This is a genomic window from Kitasatospora griseola, assembly GCF_014648555.1.
Taxonomy (GTDB): Bacteria; Actinomycetota; Actinomycetes; order Streptomycetales; family Streptomycetaceae; genus Kitasatospora; species Kitasatospora griseola.
Genome location: NZ_BMRI01000013.1, coordinates 138469 through 158403, shown reverse-complemented (window position 1 = coordinate 158403; position 19935 = coordinate 138469). Strand labels below are relative to the sequence as shown.

Genomic DNA, 19935 nt, shown 5'->3' with positions numbered 1-19935 from the left:
GCCCGCGCCGGCGCCGCGGGCTACGCTCCCGCCATGACGATCATGAACACCGCGGACAGCCGCCGCCAGGACGCCGAACTCGCCCGCCGCGCCGCGGAGGCCGGTGCCGAGGCCGTCCGCGCCCACGCCTGGGCCACCGCGGAGCGGCACCACAAGGGCGGCGGCGACTTCGCCACCGCCGCCGACCTGGCCGCCGAGGCCGCCATCCTCGACCTGCTGCGCGCCGCCCGCCCGGACGACGCGTTCACCGCCGAGGAGAGCGGCCGCACCGGAGCGGCCGACGCCGACCGGCGGTGGCTGGTCGACCCGCTCTGCGGCACCCTCAACTACGCCGTCGGCACCCACCTGGTGGCCGTCAACGTGGCCCTGCGCGACGGCGGGCGGACGGTCGCCGCCGCCACCGCCGACCCATACACGCGGGAGACCTACTGGACCGACGGCGAACGGGCGCACCTCCGCCACGACGGCCGGGACACCCCGTTGGTCCCGTCCGCGCAGTCCGCCCTGGTCGACCTCAACCTCGACCCGCCCTACCCGAACGCCGCGGCCTTCCGCGCCGCGCACCTGCTCACCGACCCCGATTTCGAGGCCGCGTTCCGCCCCCGGGTGGTCTCCAGCACGCTCGCCGTCGCCTGGGTCGCCGCCGGCCGGCGCGCCGCCTACATCACCGACGGGCATCTCGCCGACAGCGTGCACTTCGCGGCGGGCCTCGCCCTGTGCGAAGCGGCCGGCTGCACCGTCACCGACCTGCGCGGCAAGCCCCTGCACAGCGGGGAGGGCGGCCTGCTGGCCGCCGCCGACCCCGACACCCACGCCCGACTGCTCGACCTGGTCGACCGCCAGTACCGCCGGTGACCACCGCCGCGCGACCCCCCGAACCCGCCACGCGCCCTGCCCGCGCCCCTCCCGGCCCGGGCAACCTTGCCAGCGGCGCGCACCGCCCCCGTACCACCGGCACCGATGACCAGCGCCGCCACTACCGACCGCCGAGCCCGCCCCGGAGGCCCGCATGGTGTTCCACAGCGACTGTCCGACCATCGCCCCGCTCGACCGCGCCATCCACGACGCCGTCCTCGGCGACTGCGCCGTGGGCGAGCATGCCGAGCTGCCCGCCCTGATCGACGCACTGACCGGACGGACCGTCAGTTACCGCGAACTGGACGGAAGCAGCCGCCGGATCGCCGCCGGCCTGGCCGCGGCGGGCGTCGGCAAGGGCGAGGTGGTGGCGCTGTTCAGCCCGAACTCGGTGGCCTACCCGCCGGCGTTCTACGGCATCACCCGCACCGGCGCCACCGTCACCCCGGTCAGCTCGCTCGCCACCGCCGCCGAACTCGCCGCCCAGCTGCACGACTCCGGGGCGCGCTGGATCATCACCGTCGCCGCGTTCCTGCCCGTCGCACTGGAGGCCGCGGCCGCCCACCCGGTCGCCGAGGTCTTCGTCTGCGACCGGGCCGAGGGCCACCGCTCGCTCGCCGACCTGGCCGCCACTGACGCCCCCGAGCCGACGCCCGAGTTCGACCCGGCCGCCGACCTCGCCGTGCTGCCGTACTCCAGCGGCACCACCGGCCTGCCCAAGGGCGTGATGCTCACCCACCGCTCGGTCTCCACCAACCTCGCCCAGGTCGACGCGCTGCTGCGGACCGCCCCGGGCGAACGCATCCTCGCCGTCCTCCCGTTCTTCCACATCTACGGCCTGACCGCCCTGCTCAACCGCCCGCTGCGGGCCCGCTCGACCGTCGTCGTGCTGCCCCGCTTCGACCTGGAGCAGTTCCTGAGGGCCATTCAGGACCACCGCATCGAAGCGGTGTACGTGGCCCCGCCGATCGCCCTCGCGCTCGCCAAGCACCCGCTGGTGGACCGCTTCGACCTGTCCTCGGTCCGCTACGTGCTCAGCGCCGCCGCCCCGCTGGACGCCGAACTCGCCGCCGCCTGCGCCCGGCGCCTCGGCCTGCCGCACCTGCTCCAGGCCTACGGCATGACCGAACTCTCCCCGGCCACCCACATCGTCCCGCCGCACGACCCGCACCCGCCGGTCGGCACCGTCGGCCGCCTGGTCCCCGGCACCGAACTGCGGGTGCTGTCCCTCGACGAGCCGCGCCGCGACCTCGGCCCCGGCGAGGACGGCGAACTGCTGTTCCGCGGCCCGCAGGTGATGAAGGGCTACTTCGGCCGTGACTCCGACACCGCCGCCACCGTCGACGCCGACGGCTGGCTGCACACCGGCGACGTCGGCCACGTCGACCAGGACGGCTACCTGTACATCGTCGACCGGGTCAAGGAGCTCATCAAGTACAAGGGCTACCAGGTCGCCCCCGCCGAACTGGAGGCCCTGCTGCTCACCCACCCGTCGATCGCCGACGCCGCGGTGATCGGCGTCACCGACGCCGACGGCGCCGAACGACCCAAGGCGTACGTGGTGCCCGCGTTCGGCTGCGAGCTCGCCGAGCAGGAGGTCGTCGAGTACGTGGCCCGCCGGGTCGCCCCGTACAAGAAGGTGCGCGAGGTGGAGTTCCTGGACGCCGTCCCCCGGTCCGCCAGCGGCAAGATCCTCCGCCGCGAACTGCGGGACCGCACCGCCCGCCGATGACGGTCTGCGAGGATCGGGACGCGCCAACCGCCCAACCGAGCAGGAGCCGCCGATGACGACCAGCACCCCCGCCGCCCGCGCGCCCCAGCAGGACCGCAGCCGGGCCACCCGCCGCCGGCTGCTGGAGGCGGCGGTGGAGTGCCTGGCCGAGGTCGGCTGGAACGGCTCCACTGTCGCCGTGGTCGCCGAGCGGGCCGGCGTCACCCGCGGTGCGGCCCAGCACCACTTCCGCACCCGCGAGGACCTGTTCACCGCCGCCGTCGAACACGTCGCCGCCGAGCGGCTGGCCGCCGTCCTGGCGCACGTCCAGGAACTGCCGCCGTCCGGACCGGAGCGCACCGAGGCGGTGGTGGAGATGATCGTCCGGCTCTACACCGGCCCGCTGTTCCGGGCCGCGCTGCACCTGTGGGTGGCCGCCGCCACCGAGCAGCCGCTGCGCGAACGGATCGTCAGCCTGGAGAACCACGTCGGCCGCGAGGCGCACCGGGCCGCCGTCGAATGCCTGGGCGCCGACGAGAGCGCCACCGGCGTCCGGGAGACCGTCCAGGCGACCCTGGACCTCGCCCGCGGCCTCGGCCTGGCGAACCTGCTCACCGACGACGGGCCGCGCCGGGTCGGCATCGTCCGCCAGTGGTCCCGCCTGCTGGACGCCGCGCTGGCCGGTTGAGCGCCCCGAAACGGCCCTGACCGGCCGTGACCACCGGCAGATCACCGTCATCCCCTTGCCCGGAAAGGCCCGGATCGAGGAGACTCTCACCTTCGGTCACGTCGCCCGCACGATCACCAGTCGCAGGCGTGCGACAGGCCATGCAGTCTGGTGGGAGCCGGAACGACCGGCAGACCGGGGAAGGTACCGGGCAGGTGGCCAACTGAGCACGCACGGATTCGAACAGACGCCCGGCGGCGACGCGGCGGGTGCCGCTTCCGCGCGCCTGGCCGGGCACCGCCTGGTCCCGCTGGCCACCGCGCTGGTCCAGGACGACGGCCGCATCCTGCACTGGAGCGAGGAGGCCGAGGCGCTCACGGGCTGGTCGGCCCGCGACGCCCTCGGCGAGCACCCCGTCCGGCTGCTGCTCGCCGACGAGGGGGTGGAGGCGGGCGAGCGGCTGTTCGGCAAACTGCTCGCCCGCGGCTGGTCCGGCACCCACCCGGTCCGCCGCCGGGACGGCTCCATCGTCGAACTGGAGTTCCACACCTATCCGATCGTGGAGCCCGACGGCCGCACCCTGCTGCTGGCCACCGCCTCCGACGTGCACGCCCTGCACGAGGTGGAGTCCGACCTGGCGGTCTTCGACGGCTTCTTCAACCAGTCGCCGATCGGCCTCGCCGTCTACGACACCGACCTGCGCTTCGTCCGGCTCAACGGGGCGCTCGCCCGGATCAACGGCCTCACCGTCGAGCAGCACCTCGGTCGGCGGATCACCGCCGTGCTGCCCGGCATCAACGCCGCCGAGGTCGAAGCCGTCATGCGGCAGGTGCTGGCCACCGGGAAACCCGTCATAGACGCCCGCTCGCACGGCCGCGTCCCCGCCGACCCGCACCACGACCGGGCCTGGTCGGCGTCCTACTTCCGGCTGGAGGACTCCACCGGCCGGGTGCTCGGCGTCTCCTCCTCGATCATCGACGTCACCGAGCGCTTCCAGGCCGAGGCCCGCGCCGCCCGGGCCCAGGAGCGCCTGGCGCTGATCGCCTCCGCCAGCGCCCGCATCGGCACCACCCTCGACCTGCAGCGCACCGCCGAGGAACTGGTCGAGGCGGTCGTCCCGCGGTTCGCCGACTTCGCCACCCTCGACCTGCTCGAACCCGTCGTCCGCGGCGACGAACCCGCCCCCCTCCAGCCCGGCAAGGCCGTCCAGGTCCGCGCGCTGGCCGTCGGCGAGGCCTACGGCACCAGCCTGACCGGTGCCGCCGACCAGGTCGGCGGCACCGCCGAGTACGGCCCCGAACGCACCTACACCCAGTGCCTGCGCAGCGGCCGCCCGCTGTTCAGGCCGGAGGTCGACGAGGAGGTGCTGCGCGGCATCGTGCCCAGTGAGGACCGGGTCGCCCCCGGCCTCGCCGCCGGCATCCACTCCTACCTGCTGGTGCCGGTGATCGCCCGCGGCATGGTGCTCGGCGGCGCCGAGTTCATCCGCACCCGCAACCCCGAGCCGTTCGGCGCCGCCGACGTCTCGCTCGCCGAGGAACTCGTCGCCCGCACCGCCCTGGCCATCGACAACGCCCGGCTCTACCGGCGCGAACGCGAAACCGCCCTCACCCTGCAGCGCAGCCTGCTGCCGCAGGAGATCCACCGCACCCTCGGCCTGGAGATCGCCCACCGCTACCTGCCCTCCAGCGTGGTCAGCGAGGTCGGCGGCGACTGGTTCGACGTGGTCCCGCTGTCCTGCGGACGGGTCGCCCTGGTGGTCGGCGACGTGATGGGCCACGGCATCCGCGCCGCCGCCACCATGGGCCAGCTGCGCACCGTCGCCCGCACCCTGGCCACCCTCGACCTGTCGCCCGAACAGGTCCTCGGCCGGCTCGACGAGACCGCCTCGGCGATCGGCGACGGCCAGTTCGCCACCTGCGTGTGCGCCGTCTACGACCCCGTCGACCGCAGCGTGGTGATCGCCTCCGCCGGCCACCTCCCGCCGGTGCGGGTCGACCTCGACGGCACCTCCCACGTGATGCACCTGCCGCCCGGCGTCCCGCTCGGCATCGGCGGCGGCGCGTTCGAGTCCACCGAGTTCACGCTGCCCGCCGGATCGACCTTCGCGCTCTACACCGACGGCCTGGTCGAGCGCCGCGGCCGCGACATCGACGAGGGCATCGACCTGCTCGCCCGCACCCTCGCCACCCCCGGCCGCACCCTGGAGGAGAGCTGCGACGCGGCCCTGTCCGCGCTGGTCACCGACGGCACCGAGGACGACATCGCGATGATCATGGCCCGGGCGCTGCCCGTGCCCGCCGACCGGATCGCCACCCTGATCCTCCCCACCGAGGGCCCGCTGCCCGCCCGCGCCCGCCGCTTCACCCGCGCCACCCTGGACGGCTGGGGCCTGTCCACCCTCACCGACTACGCCGAACTCGTGGTCAGCGAACTCGTCACCAACGCCCTGCTGCACGCCGACGCCCCCCGCCGGCTGCGCCTGTTCCGCGACCGCACCCTCACCCTGGAGGTCTCCGACGCCGGCGGCCAGCCGCCCCGGCTGCGCAGCTCCGCCGAGGAGGACGAGGGCGGCCGCGGCATCCACCTGGTCAGCGAACTCGCCCACCGCTGGGGCACCCGCCCCACCAAGCACGGCAAGGTGGTCTGGGCGGAGATCGAACTGCCCTACCGGCCCGGCTGAACCGGGCCCGCAGGCACGCCGGGAAGGCACCCGCCCGGCGGACAGCGCTCGCCCGCACGGCGGGGCTGACGGACAGTCGGAGAAACCCCTCCACCGTCCGGAAGGCCCCGCCGTGCACCTCCGCCTCCCCGCCGCGCTCGCCGCCCTCGCCCTCGGCCTGGCCCTTGCGACCGCCGCCATCGCCGACGAGGACCCCGACGCCTCGGACACCGACACGGTCGTCGAGATCACCGAGGTCACCATCGACCCGGAGAGCCCCGACCTGGTCCGGGTCGACCTCAGCTACACCTGCGCCCCCGCCGACGGCCCGCGCTCCCTCAACACCTCCGTCGAGCAGACCGACCCCGAGGACCCCGCCACCATCGCCTTCGGCTCCACCCGCACCTTCCCCGCGCAGATCGAGTGCGACGGCGCCGAGCACAGCCAGACCGTCGTGGTGCAGTCCAAGACCAGCGACTGGCTGGCCGGCGTGGACGCCGTGGTGATCACCACCCTCACCGACCTCGGCGCGACCCCGCCCGCCTCCGCCGACGCCCAGCAACTCGTCCTCGACCTGCCGTCGGACGACTGAGGACTCCTGCCGGTCCGTCAGCCGACCGGCCGTCAACCCCGGCGCGCCGCCCGCCCGCCACCGCCCGGGCCGCCCAGACTGGACGCCGGACGGAAGGACACCACGCATGGCGCACCCCATCACCGCCGGTGACCGGAGCACCGAGGTGCGCCGCTGGCGGGCCCTCGCGGTGTGCCTGGTCGCCGGCTTCATGACGCTGCTGGACGTGTCGATCGTCAACGTCGCCCTGCCGTCGGTGCGCACCGGCCTGCACATGTCGGAGGCCGGACTCCAGTGGGTGCTGTCCGGCTACTCACTGGCGTTCGGCCTGGTCCTGGTGCCCGCCGGGCGGCTCGGCGACGCGATCGGCCGCCGTCCGGTCTTCCTCACCGGCCTCGCCCTGTTCACCGCCACCAGCGCGCTGGCCGGCGCCGCCCAGAACGAGGCCTGGCTGGTGATCGCCCGGCTGCTCCAGGGCATGTCCGGCGGACTGCTGGTGCCGCAGGTCTCCGGCTTCATCCAGCAGCTGTTCCGCGGCGGCGAACGCGCCCGCGCGTTCGGCCTGCTCGGCACCACCATCGGCTTCTCCACCGCCGTCGGCCCGCTGCTCGGCGGCCTGCTGATCGCCGCGTTCGGCGCCGAGGAGGGCTGGCGCTGGGTGTTCTACGTCAACCTGCCGATCGGCCTGACCCTCCTGCCGTTCGCCGGCCGCCTGCTGCCCGCCCCCACCCCCGACACCTGCGCCCGCCGCGACTTCGACCCGGTCGGGGTGCTGCTGCTCGGCACCGGCACCGTCCTGCTGCTGCTCCCGCTGGTCCAGGCCCAGTGGCACGACCTTCGCAAGTGGCTGCTGCTGGCCGGATCGGTGGTGCTGCTCGCCGCGTTCGCCGGGTGGGAGCACCGGTATGCCCGCGACCGCGAACCGCTGGTCCACCCCGCGCTGTTCCGCACCCGGTCGTTCACCTCCGGCTCGCTGGTGTCGCTGCTGTACTTCGCCGGGTTCACCGCCGTGTTCTTCGTCTTCACGCTGTACCTGCAGGCCGGCCGCGGCTACAGCGCGCTGTACGCGGGCCTGGCGATCACCCCGTTCGCGCTGGCCTCCGCGGTGGCCTCCACCGTCGGCGGGCGGATCGTGGTCCGTTACGGGCGGCGGCTGATCGCGTTCGGCCTGGCCACCGTCGCCGTCGGCCTGGCGTTCGCCGCGCTCGCCGTCCACCTGTTCAACGGCCCGTTCGTCGGCTGGGCCACCGCCCTGCCGCTGCTGGTGGCCGGCCTCGGCAGCGGCCTGGTGGTCTCCCCGAACCAGGCCCTCACCCTGAACGAGGTGCCCGTGGCCCGGGCCGGCAGTGCGGGCGGAGTCCTGCAGACCGCCCAACGGATCGGCTCCGCGGCCGGCATCGCCACCGTCGGCGCGACCTTCTTCGGCCACCTGCACACCCCCGCCGACTACCCGGGGGCGTTCCAGCTCAGCCTCGCCGTGGTGATCGCCTTCGTACTGCTGGCGCTGGTGGCGGCGGTGCGGCCCTGAGACCGGGGGACGGGCAGGTGGGCGCACAACCGGGGGCGCGGGGAACTGCGCGACAAGTGCACTTCACGTCCGCAAGGTCGCGATCAAGTGCAGGTCATTGTCCTGCGTCGCGATCTTGCGGGTGGGTGCCTTCCGCCTCGCGCAGTTCCGCCCCCTCGGCTTCGCCCGGGGGCACCCCCAGCGCCCCTGGTTGTGCGTCCCTCACCGCCGTGGCCCGGCGAAGCCGTACAGCGCGGTGCCGACCACCAGCAGGGCCGACGCCGTCACGGTGGCCTCCGTGGTGCCGGCGGGCTGGATCAGCCACATGCCGACCCGGCCCGCCGGGCCGCCCAGCGGGGGGACCAGCATGGTGAAGGCGAGCCAGCCGGTCGGCAGCGCCCACGCGTAGGTGGTGCCCCAGCAGGCGGCGCCGAGCGCGGCCAGGCCCGCCAGGCCGGCGCTGTCGCGGAGCACCACCGAGGCGGCGGCCAGGTGGGGCCCGGCGGCCTGGACGGCCAGCAGGGCCGCGCCGCCGACGACGCCGATCAGCAGGACGTGCGCGGCCCGTCGCGGCGCCCAGCGGATCGCGGCGGTGCGGTCGAGCACCACGTCCGACCCGCCGAGGCCGACGACGGCGGCCAGCACGTTCGCGGTCAGCACGAACGCGGTGGTCCCCAGGTCCTCCGAGCCCTTCGGGGCGCCGTCCACCAGCGCCCACACCGTCAGCGCGACGGCCGCGACCACGGCCGCCGACAGCGGCACCTGACGCGAACGGGCGTACAGCACCAGCCAGTTCATCGGGCCTCCGATCCGGCCAGGACAGGCAGCGGGTGCTTCGTCGAGCAGGACAGCGCGGCGTCGTGCAGCGCGGCGATCCGCGCGCGCTGTTCGGCCGGGGGCGCGGCGGCGAACGCGGTCCAGGCCGCCCGGGCGTCCTCCCAGGCCTGCCGGTCGTACGAGTTGGCGCTCGGGGTCTCCACCGGCACCAGGGTGCTCTCGCCGAGCGCCCAGCTCGCGGCGACGCTCTGCGCGGCGGCGTCCTCGACCAGGCCGCCCTCCCGGTCGGTGCGGGCGTAGCAGGTCGGGACGAGGCCCTGCGCGACCAGGGCGCGGGTGAGGTCCCGGCCGCTCGCGCGGACGAACTCCCGCTCGTCGAAGTCCACCAGGACCGTCCCGGCATCGACCTGCCTCAGGTCGCCGAGGCCGCGCAGCGCGCCGTCCTCGCGGATCGCCCGCGGCGCCCCGTCGCCCAGGACGTCGTGCAGGATCCGCAGCGCCTCCGCGCCGCGCGCCGACAGCTCGGGCAGCCGGTGCCGGTTCGCCGCGGTCACGCACACCGGCCCCTCGCAGACCGGCCGGGCCGCCGCCGCGTCCACCACGTACGTGCCGCGGGCGTCGCCGGGCAGCACCCCCAGCGCCAGGGCCGCGCCCACCAGCACCGGGACGAGGGACAGCAGCCGGGCGCGGCCGTTCGCGGCGACCAGCAGCGCGAAGCCGGTCGCGGCCAGGCCCAGCAGCCACAGCGTCTGGCCGAGGTGGACGGAGCCGGACAGCGTGAGCAGCGCCTCGCGCGGCTCGACCGTCACCGGGGAGAGCAGGGCGAGCCGGTTCGGCCCGACGATGGGCCGGGGCGTCGCGTCGTCGCCGCCGAACCGCAGCAGCGCGGCCACCGTCAGCAGGGCGAGCACCACCAGCGCGGGCGGCGTCAGCACCGACGGCACGGCCCGTGCCACGCCCATGCCGAACACCGCGGCCGCCGCCAGGGCGAGCGCCGCCACCAGCGAGATCGGCATCCAGCCGAGCGGCCGGTACCCGGTGTCGCCGAGCGCCACCTGCACCCCGCCGGCCGCCACCACCAGGCCGAAGCCCGCCACCAGCACCCCGGCCATCGCCCCGGCGGGGAGCGCGGCGCGCCGCCAGGCCGGCTTCGGCACGGTGCCGAACAGCTCCGCCGTCCCGGAACGCTTGTCGCGCAGGCCGTACAGCGCGCCGACACCGACCGCCAGCGGCCACCAGAAGGACAGCAGCCAGCGCGTCCACATCGCCATCGACGTCCACTGCGCCGTCCAGCCGGCCGTGCCGCGCCACCAGATGCCGTCGATTCCGAACAGGATCGCCAACGAGCCGCCGAGCACCAGCAGTCCGGCCCACGGCGCGGCCGAGCGACGCAGCTCGGTCCGCAGGACACGTGCGTTCACCAGATGCCCCCGGGCTGCTCGGTGTGGCGGAGCAGCGCCGAGTAGCCGCGCTCCAGCGGGCTGTCGCCCGGGTGTTCGGGCCCGCCGGCGGCGGCGAGGTCGTCCGGGGTGCCCTGGAAGACCAGGCGGCCGTCCGCGAACAGCACCACGTCGGAGCAGGCGGCGGCGACGTCCTCGACCAGATGGGTGGAGACCACCACGCAGGTGTCCCGGCCGAGTTCCTGCAGCAACTCGCGGAAGCGCAGCCGCTGCGCCGGGTCCAGCCCGGCGGTCGGCTCGTCCAGCAGCAGCAGGTCGGGGTCGTTGACGATGGCCTGGGCGATGCCGGCCCGCCGCACCATGCCGCCGGACAGCGTCTTCATCCGGTGGTCGGCGCGGTCCGCGAGACCGACCCGCTCCACCGCCCGCTGGACGGCGCCCGGGATCTCGGCCTTCGGGACCTCCTTCAGCCAGGCCATGTACTCGACGAACTCGCGGACGGTGAACCGCCGGTAGTAGCCGAAGTCCTGCGGCAGGTAGCCGATCCGGCGGCGCAGCGCCCGCAGCTCGGCGTGCCCGGCAGGAGTGCCGAGCAGTTCCAGCTCGCCGCCGGCCGGGCGCAGCACGGTGGCCAGCGCCCGGATCAGCGTGGTCTTGCCAGCCCCGTTCGGGCCCAGCAGGCCGTGGGCACCGGTGCCCAGGGCGAGGTCGAGGCCGTTGACGGCCATCTTCTTGCGTCCGGCCCGGACGAGCAGGCCCTCGGCCCGGATCTCCCAGGCGTGGGTTTTGGGCGCGACGGAGGCCGCGCTGACGGCGCGTGGCATGGAGGTGGTTCCTTCCGGAAGGGGGTGGGTCGGGTACGGGGCGCCGCGCAGGCGCGGCGGCGGAGGAGCACGGTGGCGGTGCGGAGGACGGGCAGCTGCTCGGGCTGCCGGACGGAAGGGGGTGGGTCAGGTGCGGGGTGCCGCGTGGGCGCGGCGGCGGGCGAGCACGGTGCGGAGGGGGTGGGTCAGGTGCGGGGTGCCGCGTGGGCGCGGCGGCGGGCGAACACGGTGCGGAGGGGGTGGGTCAGGTGCGGGGCGCCGCGTAGGCGCGGCGGCGGGCGAACACGGTGGCGGCGCCGAGGGCGAACAGCAGTGCCCAGCCGGGCAGTTGCTCGGGCCGCAGCACGAACGGCAGGCGGCCGGTGGCCCAGACGGGGGCCGCGACGGCGGCGGCCCAGACGGCGACCAGGGCGGCGGCGGCCCGGCCGACGCCGACGACGCTGCCCAGGGCGAGCGCGGTGGTGGTGAAGGCGAGCGAGGGCAGCAGCCACTGCGCGGCCGCCATCTCCCCGGTCAGCGCGCCCGCCGCCAGCAGCACCGGCACCACCGCGGCCAGCGCGGCGGCGGTGCGCCGCAGCAGCAGCGGGAGGCCGGAGCGCGGAGTGGCGGCGGTCAGCTCGTGCGCCGGGTCGAGGCCGGGCGCCCAGGCCGCGGCGGCCGCGCACAGCGGCAGCACGGGCGCGACCAGCAGCAGCGGCGACACCTGGCCGTGCGGGTCCGGCGGCCCCGAGGAGTCCAGCGCCAGCGCCAGCAGCACCACCGCGAGGGCGGTCAGCAGCCAGGGCACCACGGCCGGCGCGGCCCAGGCCGGCCGCCACGCCAGTGGGCGACGTACGGGCGCCGGGCGGGCCGCGTCCAACTGCGGTCCGAGCGCGGCACGGACGGAGTCGACGAGCGCGGCGACGTCGGGCGCCGCGGCGGGCACTGCCGTCGCGAGCAGGCCCCGGCAGGGCGCGCAGCCCTCCAGGTGCGCCTCCAGCGCCCAGACGGTGTCCGCGGGCAGGTCGGAGCCGCCGCGCAGGTACGCGCCGATCAGCCCGGCCGATGCGTGTTCCGCGCTCATGCCAGTTCCTTCCGCATCGCGATCCGGGCCCGGCGGGCACGGGTCTTGACCGTGCCCTCGGGCAGTCTGAGCAGGACGGCGGTCTCCCGGACGGACAGCCCGTCCAGCACGGTGGCCTGCAGCACCGCGCGCAGCTCGGGGGCCAGGCGCCGCAGCGCGTCCCCCACGTCGCCGCCGATCGCGGCGGCCAACGCCTCGTCCTCGGCGGCCGGGGCGTTGGCCAGGTGGGCCGCGGCGGCCGGCGGCTCGGCGTGGTGCGCCCGGCGGCGGAACGCGTCGACCAGTCGGCGGGCCGCGATGGTCCACAGCCAGCCGACGGCACTGCCGCCCACCACGCTGCCCGCGAACGCGCCGGCCGCGCGCCACACCGCCAGGAACGTCTCCTGCATCACCTCGGCGACGATCTGCTCGTCCGCGCAGCGGCGGCGCAGGCGCACCGCCAGCCACGGGGCGGTGCGTCGGTACAGCTCGTCGAACGCCCCGCGATCGCCTTTCGCGACCAGGCGGAGCAGACGTTCCTCGTCCAGCTCGTCCAGTGCTCTCCTGCGTGCTCTCACACCTGCCAGACGCGAGGGCTTGCGCCCGGGTTCTCGTTCTGGCGTGATGCCCGTCACATGCTGCGCGGGAGGGGGTGAAACCAGGGAGAGCACCACTGGGGGCGGGTGGAACTGCGCGAAGCGGACGGGCTTTGCGCTTGTCGCGGGCAGTTCTCCGCCAGCCCCGGCGGGCCGGGAGGTGCCCTCGTGCGCCCGTGGTGGTGCTCTCCCCGGTGTGCCCACCTGCCCGCGCGTCAGGCCAGCCCCGCGACCCCGCGGACGGCGACCCGCAGGGCCGCGGCCGGGTCGCCGACGGCGCCGGTCGCGCGCCAGCCGACGAAGCCGTCGGGGCGGACCAGGACGGCGCCGCCGGGGTGCAGGCCGTAGGCCTCGGGCCAGGTGGTGGGGGAGACCGGGCCGGTGGGGCGGGCGCCGGAGGGGAGGCCGGCGGGGGGTTCGGGCAGCAGGTCGCCGCCCTCGCCGATGAGCAGGCAGCGCAGTGGTACTCCGGTCTGCTCGGCCACCTGCCGGGCGGCCGTCGGCCAGGCGCTCCCGCCCACGGCGGGGGCCAGCAGCAGCGGGCCGTCGTCGAACAGGTCGAGGGTGGACAGCCGCGTCCCGGCGGCGTCGCGCAGCCACACGTGCGGGGCACGGGTGCCGGGCTCGCCGGTGGCGGCGAAGCGCTCGGGGACGACGCCCGCCGTGGCGTCCGCGCCGACCAGCGCGCCCTCGGGGTAGCGGTAGCCGAGCGCCACCGCCAGCACGTTGGTGCGCGGCCCGCCGGCGGGCGCCGCGTCGAAGCCGGGGTGCTGGTGCTCGACGGAGCGGGCCGCCGCCCGGGCCGCGGTCTGCACGGCGACCGGACGACGCTCGCTCTCGTAGGAGTCCAGCAGCCGCGGCCCGCCCCAGCCGGCCAGTACGGCGGCCAGCTTCCAGGCCAGGTTGTGGGCGTCCTGGATGCCGGTGTTGGAGCCGAACGCGCCGGTCGGCGGCATCTCGTGGGCGGCGTCGCCGACCAGGAAGACCCGGCCCGCGCCGTACCGGTCCGCGACGCGTTCGGCGGCGTGCCACGGAGCCCGGCCGGTGATCTCCACCTCCAGGTCGGGCACTCCGGCGGCGGCGCGGATGTGCGCGACGCAGCGGACGTCGGTGAAGTCCTCGACGCTCTCGCCGCGTTCGGGGTGCCAGGGCAGGTGGAACACCCACTGCTCGCGGTTGTCGACGGGCAGCAGCGCGCCGGCCCCCGCAGGGTCGGTCAGGTAGCAGGCGATGAAGCGCCGGTCGCCGACCACGTCCGCCAGCCGCTTGGCCCGGAAGGTGACGCTGACGTTGTGGAACAGGTCGCCGCGCCCGGACTGGCCGATGCCCAGGCGTTCCCGGACGGGGCTGCGCGGCCCGTCCGCGGCGATCAGATAGTCGGCCCGAACCTCGCGTTCCTCGCCGGTGGCCCGGTCCAGCAGTCGCGCCGTCACCCCGTCGGCGTCCTGCTCGAAGGAGAGCAGCTCGGTGTTGAACCGGACGTCGCCGCGCTCGGCGGCATGCCGCAGCAGCACCGGCTCCAGGTCGTTCTGGCTGCACAGGCACCACGCGGAGGGACTGAACCTGGCCAGGCCGCCGCCGGGGTCGATCTCCCGGAACAGCCACTCCTGTTCGCCGCCGGACAGCGTCTCGGCCTGCAGGATGCCGTGGTTGTCGGCCAGCACCGACGCGGCCGCCCGGATGTCGTCCTCCACCCCGGCGGCGCGGAACAGCTCCATGGTGCGCAGGTTGTTGCCGCGCCCGCGCGGGTGCCGGGAGGTCTCGGCGTGCCGCTCCACCAGCAGGTGCGGCACGCCGAGCCGGCCGAGGAAGAGGGACGCCGACAGCCCCACCAGGGAACCGCCCGAGATCAGGACCGGAACCCGGTCCGCCATCTGTGTGTTCATCAGCTCTGTTCCATCCGTGCGGGGCGCTGGATGCGCCAGACCCTGCATCCATCCCCCGCCGCCGACGGTCACGCAGGGTGCTTCGCCCGGATGGCCGTGAAGTCTCGCGCCCGCCCCGGACCCCCGTTGACGATCGAGTGCGAACCAGGCCCCGCCCGCCGACCGGACCCGCACCGACGACCGGCCGAGGGCCCCCAGTGCGAACCAACGACAGGATCCGCAGCCATGACCCTGCTCTCCGAACCCGAGGAGACCGCCACCACCGTCCGGCCCGCCGCGGGCCGGCTTCGCGTCGTCCTGATGCTCGACGTCCACGACGGCGCGCAGGACCACTTCCTGGACGTCTACGAGTTGCTGCGCCATCAGGTGTCCGCCGTCCCCGGCCACATCAGCGACCAGCTCTGCCAGTCCATCGACGACCCGGCCCGCTGGCTGATCACCAGCGAATGGGAGGACGCCGCGCCGTTCCTCGCCTGGGTCGACAGCCCCGCCCACCGCGACATGGTCAAGCCGCTGCACGGCTGCGTCCGCGACACCCGCTCGCTGCGCTACACCGTGCTGCGCGAGACCCACGGTGAGCGCACCTTCGACAGCCCCGCCGCCCCGCTGCGCACCGGCGAGCACCACCCCGGCGTGCCCGCCGCGCCCCGGCCCGGCCCCGACGGCGTGGTCCGGCACGCGCTCAGCTTCACCGTCAAGCCCGGCACCGAGGCCAAGGCCGCCGAGCTGCTGGCCGGCTACCGCTCCCCGCAGGCCCGGGTCGACGACACCACCCGGCTGCTGCGCACCTCGCTGTTCATGCGTGGCAACCGGATCGTGCGCTGCGTCGAAGTGGCCGGCGACCTGGTCGCCGCGCTGCGGCACGTCGCCCAGCAGCCCGAGGTGCGGGCCGTCGAGGAGGCCATCAACCCGTACCTGGAGGAGGACCGCGACCTGGACGACCCGATGTCCGCCCGGGTGTTCTTCCAGCACGCCGCGCTGCCCGCCGTCCACCACCACGCCGCGCTCAAGTCCGGCCAGGTGCAGCGGCACGCCTACCTGTACCCGGTCCGTCCCGGCTGCGGCGCGGCGCTCGCCGAACTGCTGGCCGGCGAGGACGCGCACGCCGCCGCCGACCCCGGCTCGCCGCTGGTGCGGGCCACCGTCCACCGCCGCGACGACCTGGTGGTCCGGCTGGTCGACCTGCTCACCGACCCCGCGAGCGACCCCGCCACCGCCCTCGGCGTGGCCGGCCCGCGCGCCGCCGCGGTGCTCGGCAAGCTCGCCGACATCCCCGCCGAACACCCCGTGCCCAGCGCCGACGGCCTGCGCCACCTGCTCGCCGAGTGCGCGATGACACCCGTCACCGACCGCCGCTCGGCCGACGTCTGACCCCCCGCCCGTTCAAACCGCCACGCCGGAGAGGAAGCCCACCATGACCACCGAGATGCCACGAGTCGTCCACATCGACGACGCGCCCCCGAATCGCAAGCGCGGCGGCGACCTGCGGGCCATGCTCACCCCGCCGGTGGTCGGTGCGACCAGCGGATTCATGGGAGTGGCGATCATCGAGCCCGGAGAGCGGATCGGCGAGCACTACCACCCGTACTCCGAGGAGTTCGTGTTCGTGATGTCCGGCGAACTCGAGGTCGACCTGGACGGCAAGACCCAGCCGCTGCGGCCCGACCAGGGCCTGATGATCCCGATCGGGATGCGGCACCGGTTCCGCAACGTCGGCGCCGGCCAGGCCCGGATGGTGTTCCACCTGGGGCCGCTGGCACCTCGCCCCGACCTCGGCCACGTCGACACCGAGGAGCACTGCGGCACCGAATCGGGGCCGCCGGAACCCGCCGGGGCGGCCTCGTGAACCGCCGCGTCGCGGTGACCGGGATCGGCGTGGTCGCGCCCGGCGGCATCGGCGTCCCGCAGTTCTGGGCGCTGCTCACCGACGGGCGCACCGCCACCCGCGGCATCACCCTGTTCGACCCCGACGGCTTCCGTTCCCGGATCGCCGCCGAGTGCGACTTCGACCCCGCCGCCCACGGACTGACCGCCGACCAGATCGCCCGCAACGACCGCTACGTGCAGTTCGCGCTGGTCGCCGCCGACGAGGCGATCGCGGACGCCGGACTCGACCCCGGGCGCGAGGACCCCTGGCGGATGGGCGTCTCGCTCGGCACCGCGGTCGGCGGCACCACCCGACTCGAACACGACTACGTGCTGGTCAGCAGCCGCGGCGAGCACTGGGGCGTCGACCACCGGCCCGCCGAACCGCACCTGGAACGGGCGTTCACCCCGGCCACGCTGGCCTCCGCGGTCGCCGAGCGGATCGGCGCGCACGGCCCCGTGCAGACCGTCTCCACCGGCTGCACCTCGGGCCTGGACGCCGTCGGCTACGCCGCCCTCGCCATCGAGGAGGGCCGCGCCGACGTGATCGTCGCCGGAGCCTGCGACTCGCCGATCTCCCCGATCACCGTCGCCTGCTTCGACGCCATCAAGGCCACCTCCGCCCGCAACGACGACCCCGAGCACGCCTCCCGCCCCTTCGACAAGAGCCGCGACGGCTTCGTGCTCGGCGAGGGCGGCGCCGTCGTCGTGCTGGAGGAGTGGGAGCACGCCGAGCGGCGCGGCGCCCGGATCTACGCCGAACTCGGCGGCTTCGCCACCTTCGGCAACGCCTACCACATGACCGGCCTCACCCAGGAAGGCGTGGAGATGTCCGAAGCCATCGACCGCGCCCTCGCCCACGCGCGGCTGCCCGGCGACGCCATCGACTACGTCAACGCGCACGGCTCCGGGACCAAGCAGAACGACCGGCACGAGACCGCCGCCGTCAAACGCTCCCTCGGCGCGCACGCCAGGCGCACCCCGATGAGCTCCATCAAGTCGATGGTCGGGCACTCGCTCGGCGCGATCGGCGCCATCGAACTGGTCGCCTGCACCCTCGCCCTGCACCACGGCGTGGTCCCGCCGACCGCCAACTACACCGAACGCGACCCCGAGTGCGACCTCGACTACGTCCCCCGCACCGCCCGCGAACTGCCGCTGCGCCACGTGCTGTCGGTGGGCAGCGGCTTCGGCGGCTTCCAGTCCGCGGTGGTGCTGAGCAGAGCGGAGGCGGCATGAGCCCCACCCGCAGTGCGGTGATCACCGGCGTCGGTGTGATCTCCCCGCACGGCATCGGCGCCGACGACTACTGGAAGGCCCTCGGCGAGGGCCGTTCCGCGCTGTCCCGGATCGACCGCGAAGGCTGCGAGAACCTCCCGCTGAAGATCGCCGGCCTGGTCCGCGGCTTCGACGCCGAGGAGTACGTCGAGCCGCGCTACCTGGTGCAGACCGACCGGTTCACCCACTTCGCGATGGCCGCCGCCGAACTCGCCATGTCCGACGCCGACCTGACGTCCCACCCGGACGACCCGTTCCAGGTGGCCGTGGTCACCGCCGCCGGCTCCGGCGGCGGCGAGTTCGGCCAGCGCGAACTCCAGCACCTGTGGGCCGAAGGACCCCACCACGTCGGCCCGTACCAGTCGATCGCCTGGTTCTACGCCGCCTCCACCGGCCAGATCTCCATCCGCGGCGGCTTCAAGGGACCGTGCGGCGTGGTCGCCTCCGACGAGGCCGGCGGCCTCGACGCGCTCGCGCACGCCGCCCGCGCCGTCGGCCGCGGCACCGACACCGTGCTGGCCGGCGCCGCCGAAGCACCCATCGCCCCGTACTCGATGGTCTGCCAACTCGGCTACCCGGGGCTGTCCACCGCCGACGACCCCGACCGCGCCTACCGGCCGTTCGGCTCCGACGCGGTCGGCTTCGTCCCCGCCGAGGGCGGCGCCATGTTCGTGGTCGAGGACGCCGAGAGCGCCCGCCGGCGCGGCGCCCGCACCCGGGCCCGGATAGCCGGACACACCGCCACCTTCACCGGCGCCGCCCGCTGGGCCGAGAGCCGCGAAGGGCTCGCCCACGCCGTCCGCGGCGCCCTCGCCGAGGCGCACTGCGCGCCCGACGAGATCGACGTGGTCTTCGCCGACGCCCTCGGCGTCCCCGAGGCCGACCGCGCCGAAGCCCTCGCCCTGGCCGACGCCCTCGGCGACCACGCCGAGCGGGTACCCGTCACCGCCCCCAAGGCCGGCTTCGGCCGCGCCCACTGCGGCGCCCCCGCGCTGGACGTGGCCGCCGCCGTGCTCGCCCTCGAACAGGGCCTGATCCCGCCCACCCCGCACACCGAGGACTGCCCGTACGGCCTCGACCTGGTCATCGGCCACCCGCGGCCCGCCGAACTGCGCACCGCCCTGGTGCTCAGCCGCGGCCAGATGGGCTCCAACACGGCCCTCGTGCTGCGCCGGGCCTGACCCCACCCCACCGCAAGGAGCAACAGATGGCATCCGAGATCACCTACGAGGAACTCGCCACCCTGATCAAGGTCCGGGCCGGCGTCCAGGTCACCGTCGACGCACTCGCCGACCCGGGCTGCATGTTCCTCGACCTGGGCGTCGACTCGCTGGGGGTGCTCGGCGTCCTCTCCGACCTGGAGAACCGCTACGGCGTCTCCATCGACTCCTCCGAACTGCTCGGCCGTCCCGTCGCCGAGTTCCTGCAGACCGTCAACTCCACCGTGAAAGCTGGTGCCTGAGATGCCCGGACACACCGACAACACCATCCTCATCAACGCCCCCGTCGACCTGGTCTGGGACATGACCAACGACCTGGAGCAGTGGCCGCAGCTGTTCAGCGAGTACGCCTCCGTCGACGTCATCGACCGGCAGGGCCAGCGGGTGAAGTTCCGGCTCACCATGCACCCCGACGAGAACGGCCAGGTGTGGAGCTGGGTCTCCGAACGGGAGACCGACCGCGACGCGCTCTCCGTCCGCGCCCGCCGCGTCGAACCCGGCCCGTTCGAATTCATGGAGATCCGCTGGGAGTACGAGGACCTCGCGCAGGCCACCCGGATGCGCTGGGTCCAGGACTTCGCGATGAAGCCCACCGCCCCCGTCGACGACCTCCAGATGACCGACATGATCAACCAGAACTCCAAGGTCCAGATGGAACTGATCCGCGCCAAGGTCGAACACCGCGCCGGCGCGGCCGGATGACCGGCATGCACCGCGCCCTGATCGTCGCCCGGATGAAGCCCGGCACCGCCGACCACATCGCCGGCGTCTTCGCCGACTCCGACCGCGGCGCACTGCCCGGCCTGATCGGCGTCCGCGGCCGCAGCCTGTTCCAGTTCGGCGACGTCTACCTGCACCTGATCGAATCCGACCGCCCCGCCGGACCCGAGGTCGCCAAGTACGCCGAGCACCCCGAGTTCCGCGACGTCAGCGAACGGCTCGCCGTCTACGTCGACGCCTACGACCCGGCGACCTGGCGCAGCCCCAAGGACGCCATGGCGCACGAGTTCTACCGCTGGGAACGCTGAACCACCCCCTGCCCGAGGACATCGAGCGGGGACTTGCACAGGAAT

19 protein-coding genes are annotated in these 19935 nt (G+C 74.9%); 13 read left to right on the top strand and 6 right to left on the bottom strand.

Features of this window, described 5'->3' with window-relative positions; translation table 11 throughout:
- Positions 1 to 42 precede the first annotated feature (42 nt).
- The 6 genes from IEZ12_RS18845 (at position 43) to IEZ12_RS18820 (ending at position 7994) form a co-directional block, all read left to right on the top strand.
- A complete protein-coding gene (locus IEZ12_RS18845; protein ID WP_373295497.1) occupies positions 43 to 855 on the top strand; it encodes an inositol monophosphatase family protein in 813 nt (270 codons plus the stop codon).
- Between the two features lie 154 nt (positions 856 to 1009).
- A complete protein-coding gene (locus IEZ12_RS18840; protein ID WP_189273032.1) occupies positions 1010 to 2587 on the top strand; it encodes an AMP-binding protein in 1578 nt (525 codons plus the stop codon).
- Positions 2588 to 2639: 52 nt separating this feature from the next.
- Positions 2640 to 3254 (top strand): TetR/AcrR family transcriptional regulator, encoded by a 615-nt coding sequence (locus IEZ12_RS18835; protein ID WP_043911992.1) that lies wholly within the window; start codon positions 2640 to 2642, stop codon positions 3252 to 3254.
- Positions 3255 to 3309: 55 nt separating this feature from the next.
- Positions 3310 to 5916 carry a SpoIIE family protein phosphatase gene (locus tag IEZ12_RS18830; RefSeq protein WP_229847670.1) on the top strand — a complete coding sequence of 869 codons (2607 nt, stop codon included), beginning with the start codon at positions 3310 to 3312 and terminating at the stop codon, positions 5914 to 5916.
- A gap of 112 nt (positions 5917 to 6028) precedes the next feature.
- Positions 6029 to 6487 carry a hypothetical protein gene (locus IEZ12_RS18825; RefSeq protein WP_189273031.1) on the top strand — a complete coding sequence of 153 codons (459 nt, stop codon included), beginning with the start codon at positions 6029 to 6031 and terminating at the stop codon, positions 6485 to 6487.
- A 106-nt stretch (positions 6488 to 6593) separates the two neighbouring features.
- Positions 6594 to 7994, top strand: a complete 1401-nt coding sequence (locus tag IEZ12_RS18820; protein WP_189273030.1) for an MFS transporter — start codon at positions 6594 to 6596, stop codon at positions 7992 to 7994.
- 201 nt (positions 7995 to 8195) lie between these two features.
- Here IEZ12_RS18820 and IEZ12_RS18815 read toward each other — a convergent pair whose 3' ends face one another.
- The 6 genes from IEZ12_RS18815 to IEZ12_RS18790 form a co-directional block, all read right to left on the bottom strand.
- A complete protein-coding gene (locus IEZ12_RS18815; RefSeq protein ID WP_189273029.1) occupies positions 8196 to 8771 on the bottom strand; it encodes a hypothetical protein in 576 nt (191 codons plus the stop codon).
- Complete coding sequence (locus IEZ12_RS18810; protein ID WP_189273028.1) at positions 8768 to 10171, bottom strand: hypothetical protein; 1404 nt, start codon at positions 10169 to 10171, stop codon at positions 8768 to 8770. Before IEZ12_RS18810 ends, IEZ12_RS18815 begins: the two co-directional genes overlap by 4 nt.
- Positions 10168 to 10974, bottom strand: a complete 807-nt coding sequence (locus tag IEZ12_RS18805) for an ABC transporter ATP-binding protein (RefSeq protein WP_100584266.1) — start codon at positions 10972 to 10974, stop codon at positions 10168 to 10170. Before IEZ12_RS18805 ends, IEZ12_RS18810 begins: the two co-directional genes overlap by 4 nt.
- 244 nt (positions 10975 to 11218) lie before the next feature.
- The gene (locus tag IEZ12_RS18800; protein ID WP_189273027.1) at positions 11219 to 12037 is read right to left on the bottom strand and encodes a zf-HC2 domain-containing protein; all 819 of its coding nucleotides are present in this window, start codon (positions 12035 to 12037) and stop codon (positions 11219 to 11221) included.
- Positions 12034 to 12594, bottom strand: coding sequence for an RNA polymerase sigma factor (locus IEZ12_RS18795; protein WP_189273026.1), 561 nt, complete (start codon positions 12592 to 12594; stop codon positions 12034 to 12036). Before IEZ12_RS18795 ends, IEZ12_RS18800 begins: the two co-directional genes overlap by 4 nt.
- Before the next feature lie 233 nt (positions 12595 to 12827).
- Positions 12828 to 14498, bottom strand: a complete 1671-nt coding sequence (locus IEZ12_RS18790) for an FAD-dependent oxidoreductase (protein WP_189273025.1) — start codon at positions 14496 to 14498, stop codon at positions 12828 to 12830.
- 225 nt (positions 14499 to 14723) lie between these two features.
- On the opposite strand from IEZ12_RS18790, the gene IEZ12_RS18785 reads away from it, so the two are divergent.
- From IEZ12_RS18785 to IEZ12_RS18755, 7 genes are read left to right on the top strand one after another with little or no spacing between them, the layout of a single operon-like run.
- Positions 14724 to 15869, top strand: coding sequence for a SchA/CurD-like domain-containing protein (locus IEZ12_RS18785; RefSeq protein ID WP_189273024.1), 1146 nt, complete (start codon positions 14724 to 14726; stop codon positions 15867 to 15869).
- A gap of 43 nt (positions 15870 to 15912) precedes the next feature.
- Positions 15913 to 16344, top strand: a complete 432-nt coding sequence (locus IEZ12_RS18780) for a cupin domain-containing protein (RefSeq protein ID WP_189273023.1) — start codon at positions 15913 to 15915, stop codon at positions 16342 to 16344.
- Positions 16341 to 17603: a beta-ketoacyl-[acyl-carrier-protein] synthase family protein gene (locus tag IEZ12_RS18775; RefSeq protein ID WP_100584261.1), complete on the top strand. Its 1263-nt coding sequence runs from the start codon at positions 16341 to 16343 to the stop codon at positions 17601 to 17603. Before IEZ12_RS18780 ends, IEZ12_RS18775 begins: the two co-directional genes overlap by 4 nt.
- Positions 17600 to 18823: a beta-ketoacyl synthase N-terminal-like domain-containing protein gene (locus IEZ12_RS18770; RefSeq protein WP_189273022.1), complete on the top strand. Its 1224-nt coding sequence runs from the start codon at positions 17600 to 17602 to the stop codon at positions 18821 to 18823. Before IEZ12_RS18775 ends, IEZ12_RS18770 begins: the two co-directional genes overlap by 4 nt.
- A 26-nt stretch (positions 18824 to 18849) precedes the next feature.
- Positions 18850 to 19104 carry an acyl carrier protein gene (locus IEZ12_RS18765; RefSeq protein ID WP_100584259.1) on the top strand — a complete coding sequence of 85 codons (255 nt, stop codon included), beginning with the start codon at positions 18850 to 18852 and terminating at the stop codon, positions 19102 to 19104.
- Between the two features lies 1 nt (position 19105).
- Positions 19106 to 19564, top strand: a complete 459-nt coding sequence (locus IEZ12_RS18760; protein WP_043912013.1) for an SRPBCC family protein — start codon at positions 19106 to 19108, stop codon at positions 19562 to 19564.
- Positions 19565 to 19569: 5 nt separating this feature from the next.
- On the top strand, positions 19570 to 19890 hold the full coding sequence (locus IEZ12_RS18755; protein ID WP_100584984.1) for a TcmI family type II polyketide cyclase: 321 nt from the start codon (positions 19570 to 19572) through the stop codon (positions 19888 to 19890).
- Positions 19891 to 19935: the final 45 nt, after the last annotated feature.

What these genes read in the sequence shown, in the direction of transcription:
- IEZ12_RS18790 (WP_189273025.1), bottom strand. Translation starts at nt 14,498, where the DNA reads ATGAACACACAGATGGCGGACCGGGTTCCGGTCCTGATCTCGGGCGGT.
- IEZ12_RS18780 (WP_189273023.1), top strand. Translation starts at nt 15,913, where the DNA reads ATGACCACCGAGATGCCACGAGTCGTCCACATCGACGACGCGCCCCCG.
- IEZ12_RS18760 (WP_043912013.1), top strand. Translation starts at nt 19,106, where the DNA reads ATGCCCGGACACACCGACAACACCATCCTCATCAACGCCCCCGTCGAC.
- IEZ12_RS18815 (WP_189273029.1), bottom strand. Translation starts at nt 8,771, where the DNA reads ATGAACTGGCTGGTGCTGTACGCCCGTTCGCGTCAGGTGCCGCTGTCG.
- IEZ12_RS18800 (WP_189273027.1), bottom strand. Translation starts at nt 12,037, where the DNA reads ATGAGCGCGGAACACGCATCGGCCGGGCTGATCGGCGCGTACCTGCGC.
- IEZ12_RS18840 (WP_189273032.1), top strand. Translation starts at nt 1,010, where the DNA reads ATGGTGTTCCACAGCGACTGTCCGACCATCGCCCCGCTCGACCGCGCC.
- IEZ12_RS18770 (WP_189273022.1), top strand. Translation starts at nt 17,600, where the DNA reads ATGAGCCCCACCCGCAGTGCGGTGATCACCGGCGTCGGTGTGATCTCC.
- IEZ12_RS18820 (WP_189273030.1), top strand. Translation starts at nt 6,594, where the DNA reads ATGGCGCACCCCATCACCGCCGGTGACCGGAGCACCGAGGTGCGCCGC.
- IEZ12_RS18755 (WP_100584984.1), top strand. Translation starts at nt 19,570, where the DNA reads ATGCACCGCGCCCTGATCGTCGCCCGGATGAAGCCCGGCACCGCCGAC.
- IEZ12_RS18765 (WP_100584259.1), top strand. Translation starts at nt 18,850, where the DNA reads ATGGCATCCGAGATCACCTACGAGGAACTCGCCACCCTGATCAAGGTC.
- IEZ12_RS18845 (WP_373295497.1), top strand. Translation starts at nt 43, where the DNA reads ATGAACACCGCGGACAGCCGCCGCCAGGACGCCGAACTCGCCCGCCGC.
- IEZ12_RS18785 (WP_189273024.1), top strand. Translation starts at nt 14,724, where the DNA reads ATGACCCTGCTCTCCGAACCCGAGGAGACCGCCACCACCGTCCGGCCC.
- IEZ12_RS18835 (WP_043911992.1), top strand. Translation starts at nt 2,640, where the DNA reads ATGACGACCAGCACCCCCGCCGCCCGCGCGCCCCAGCAGGACCGCAGC.
- IEZ12_RS18805 (WP_100584266.1), bottom strand. Translation starts at nt 10,974, where the DNA reads ATGCCACGCGCCGTCAGCGCGGCCTCCGTCGCGCCCAAAACCCACGCC.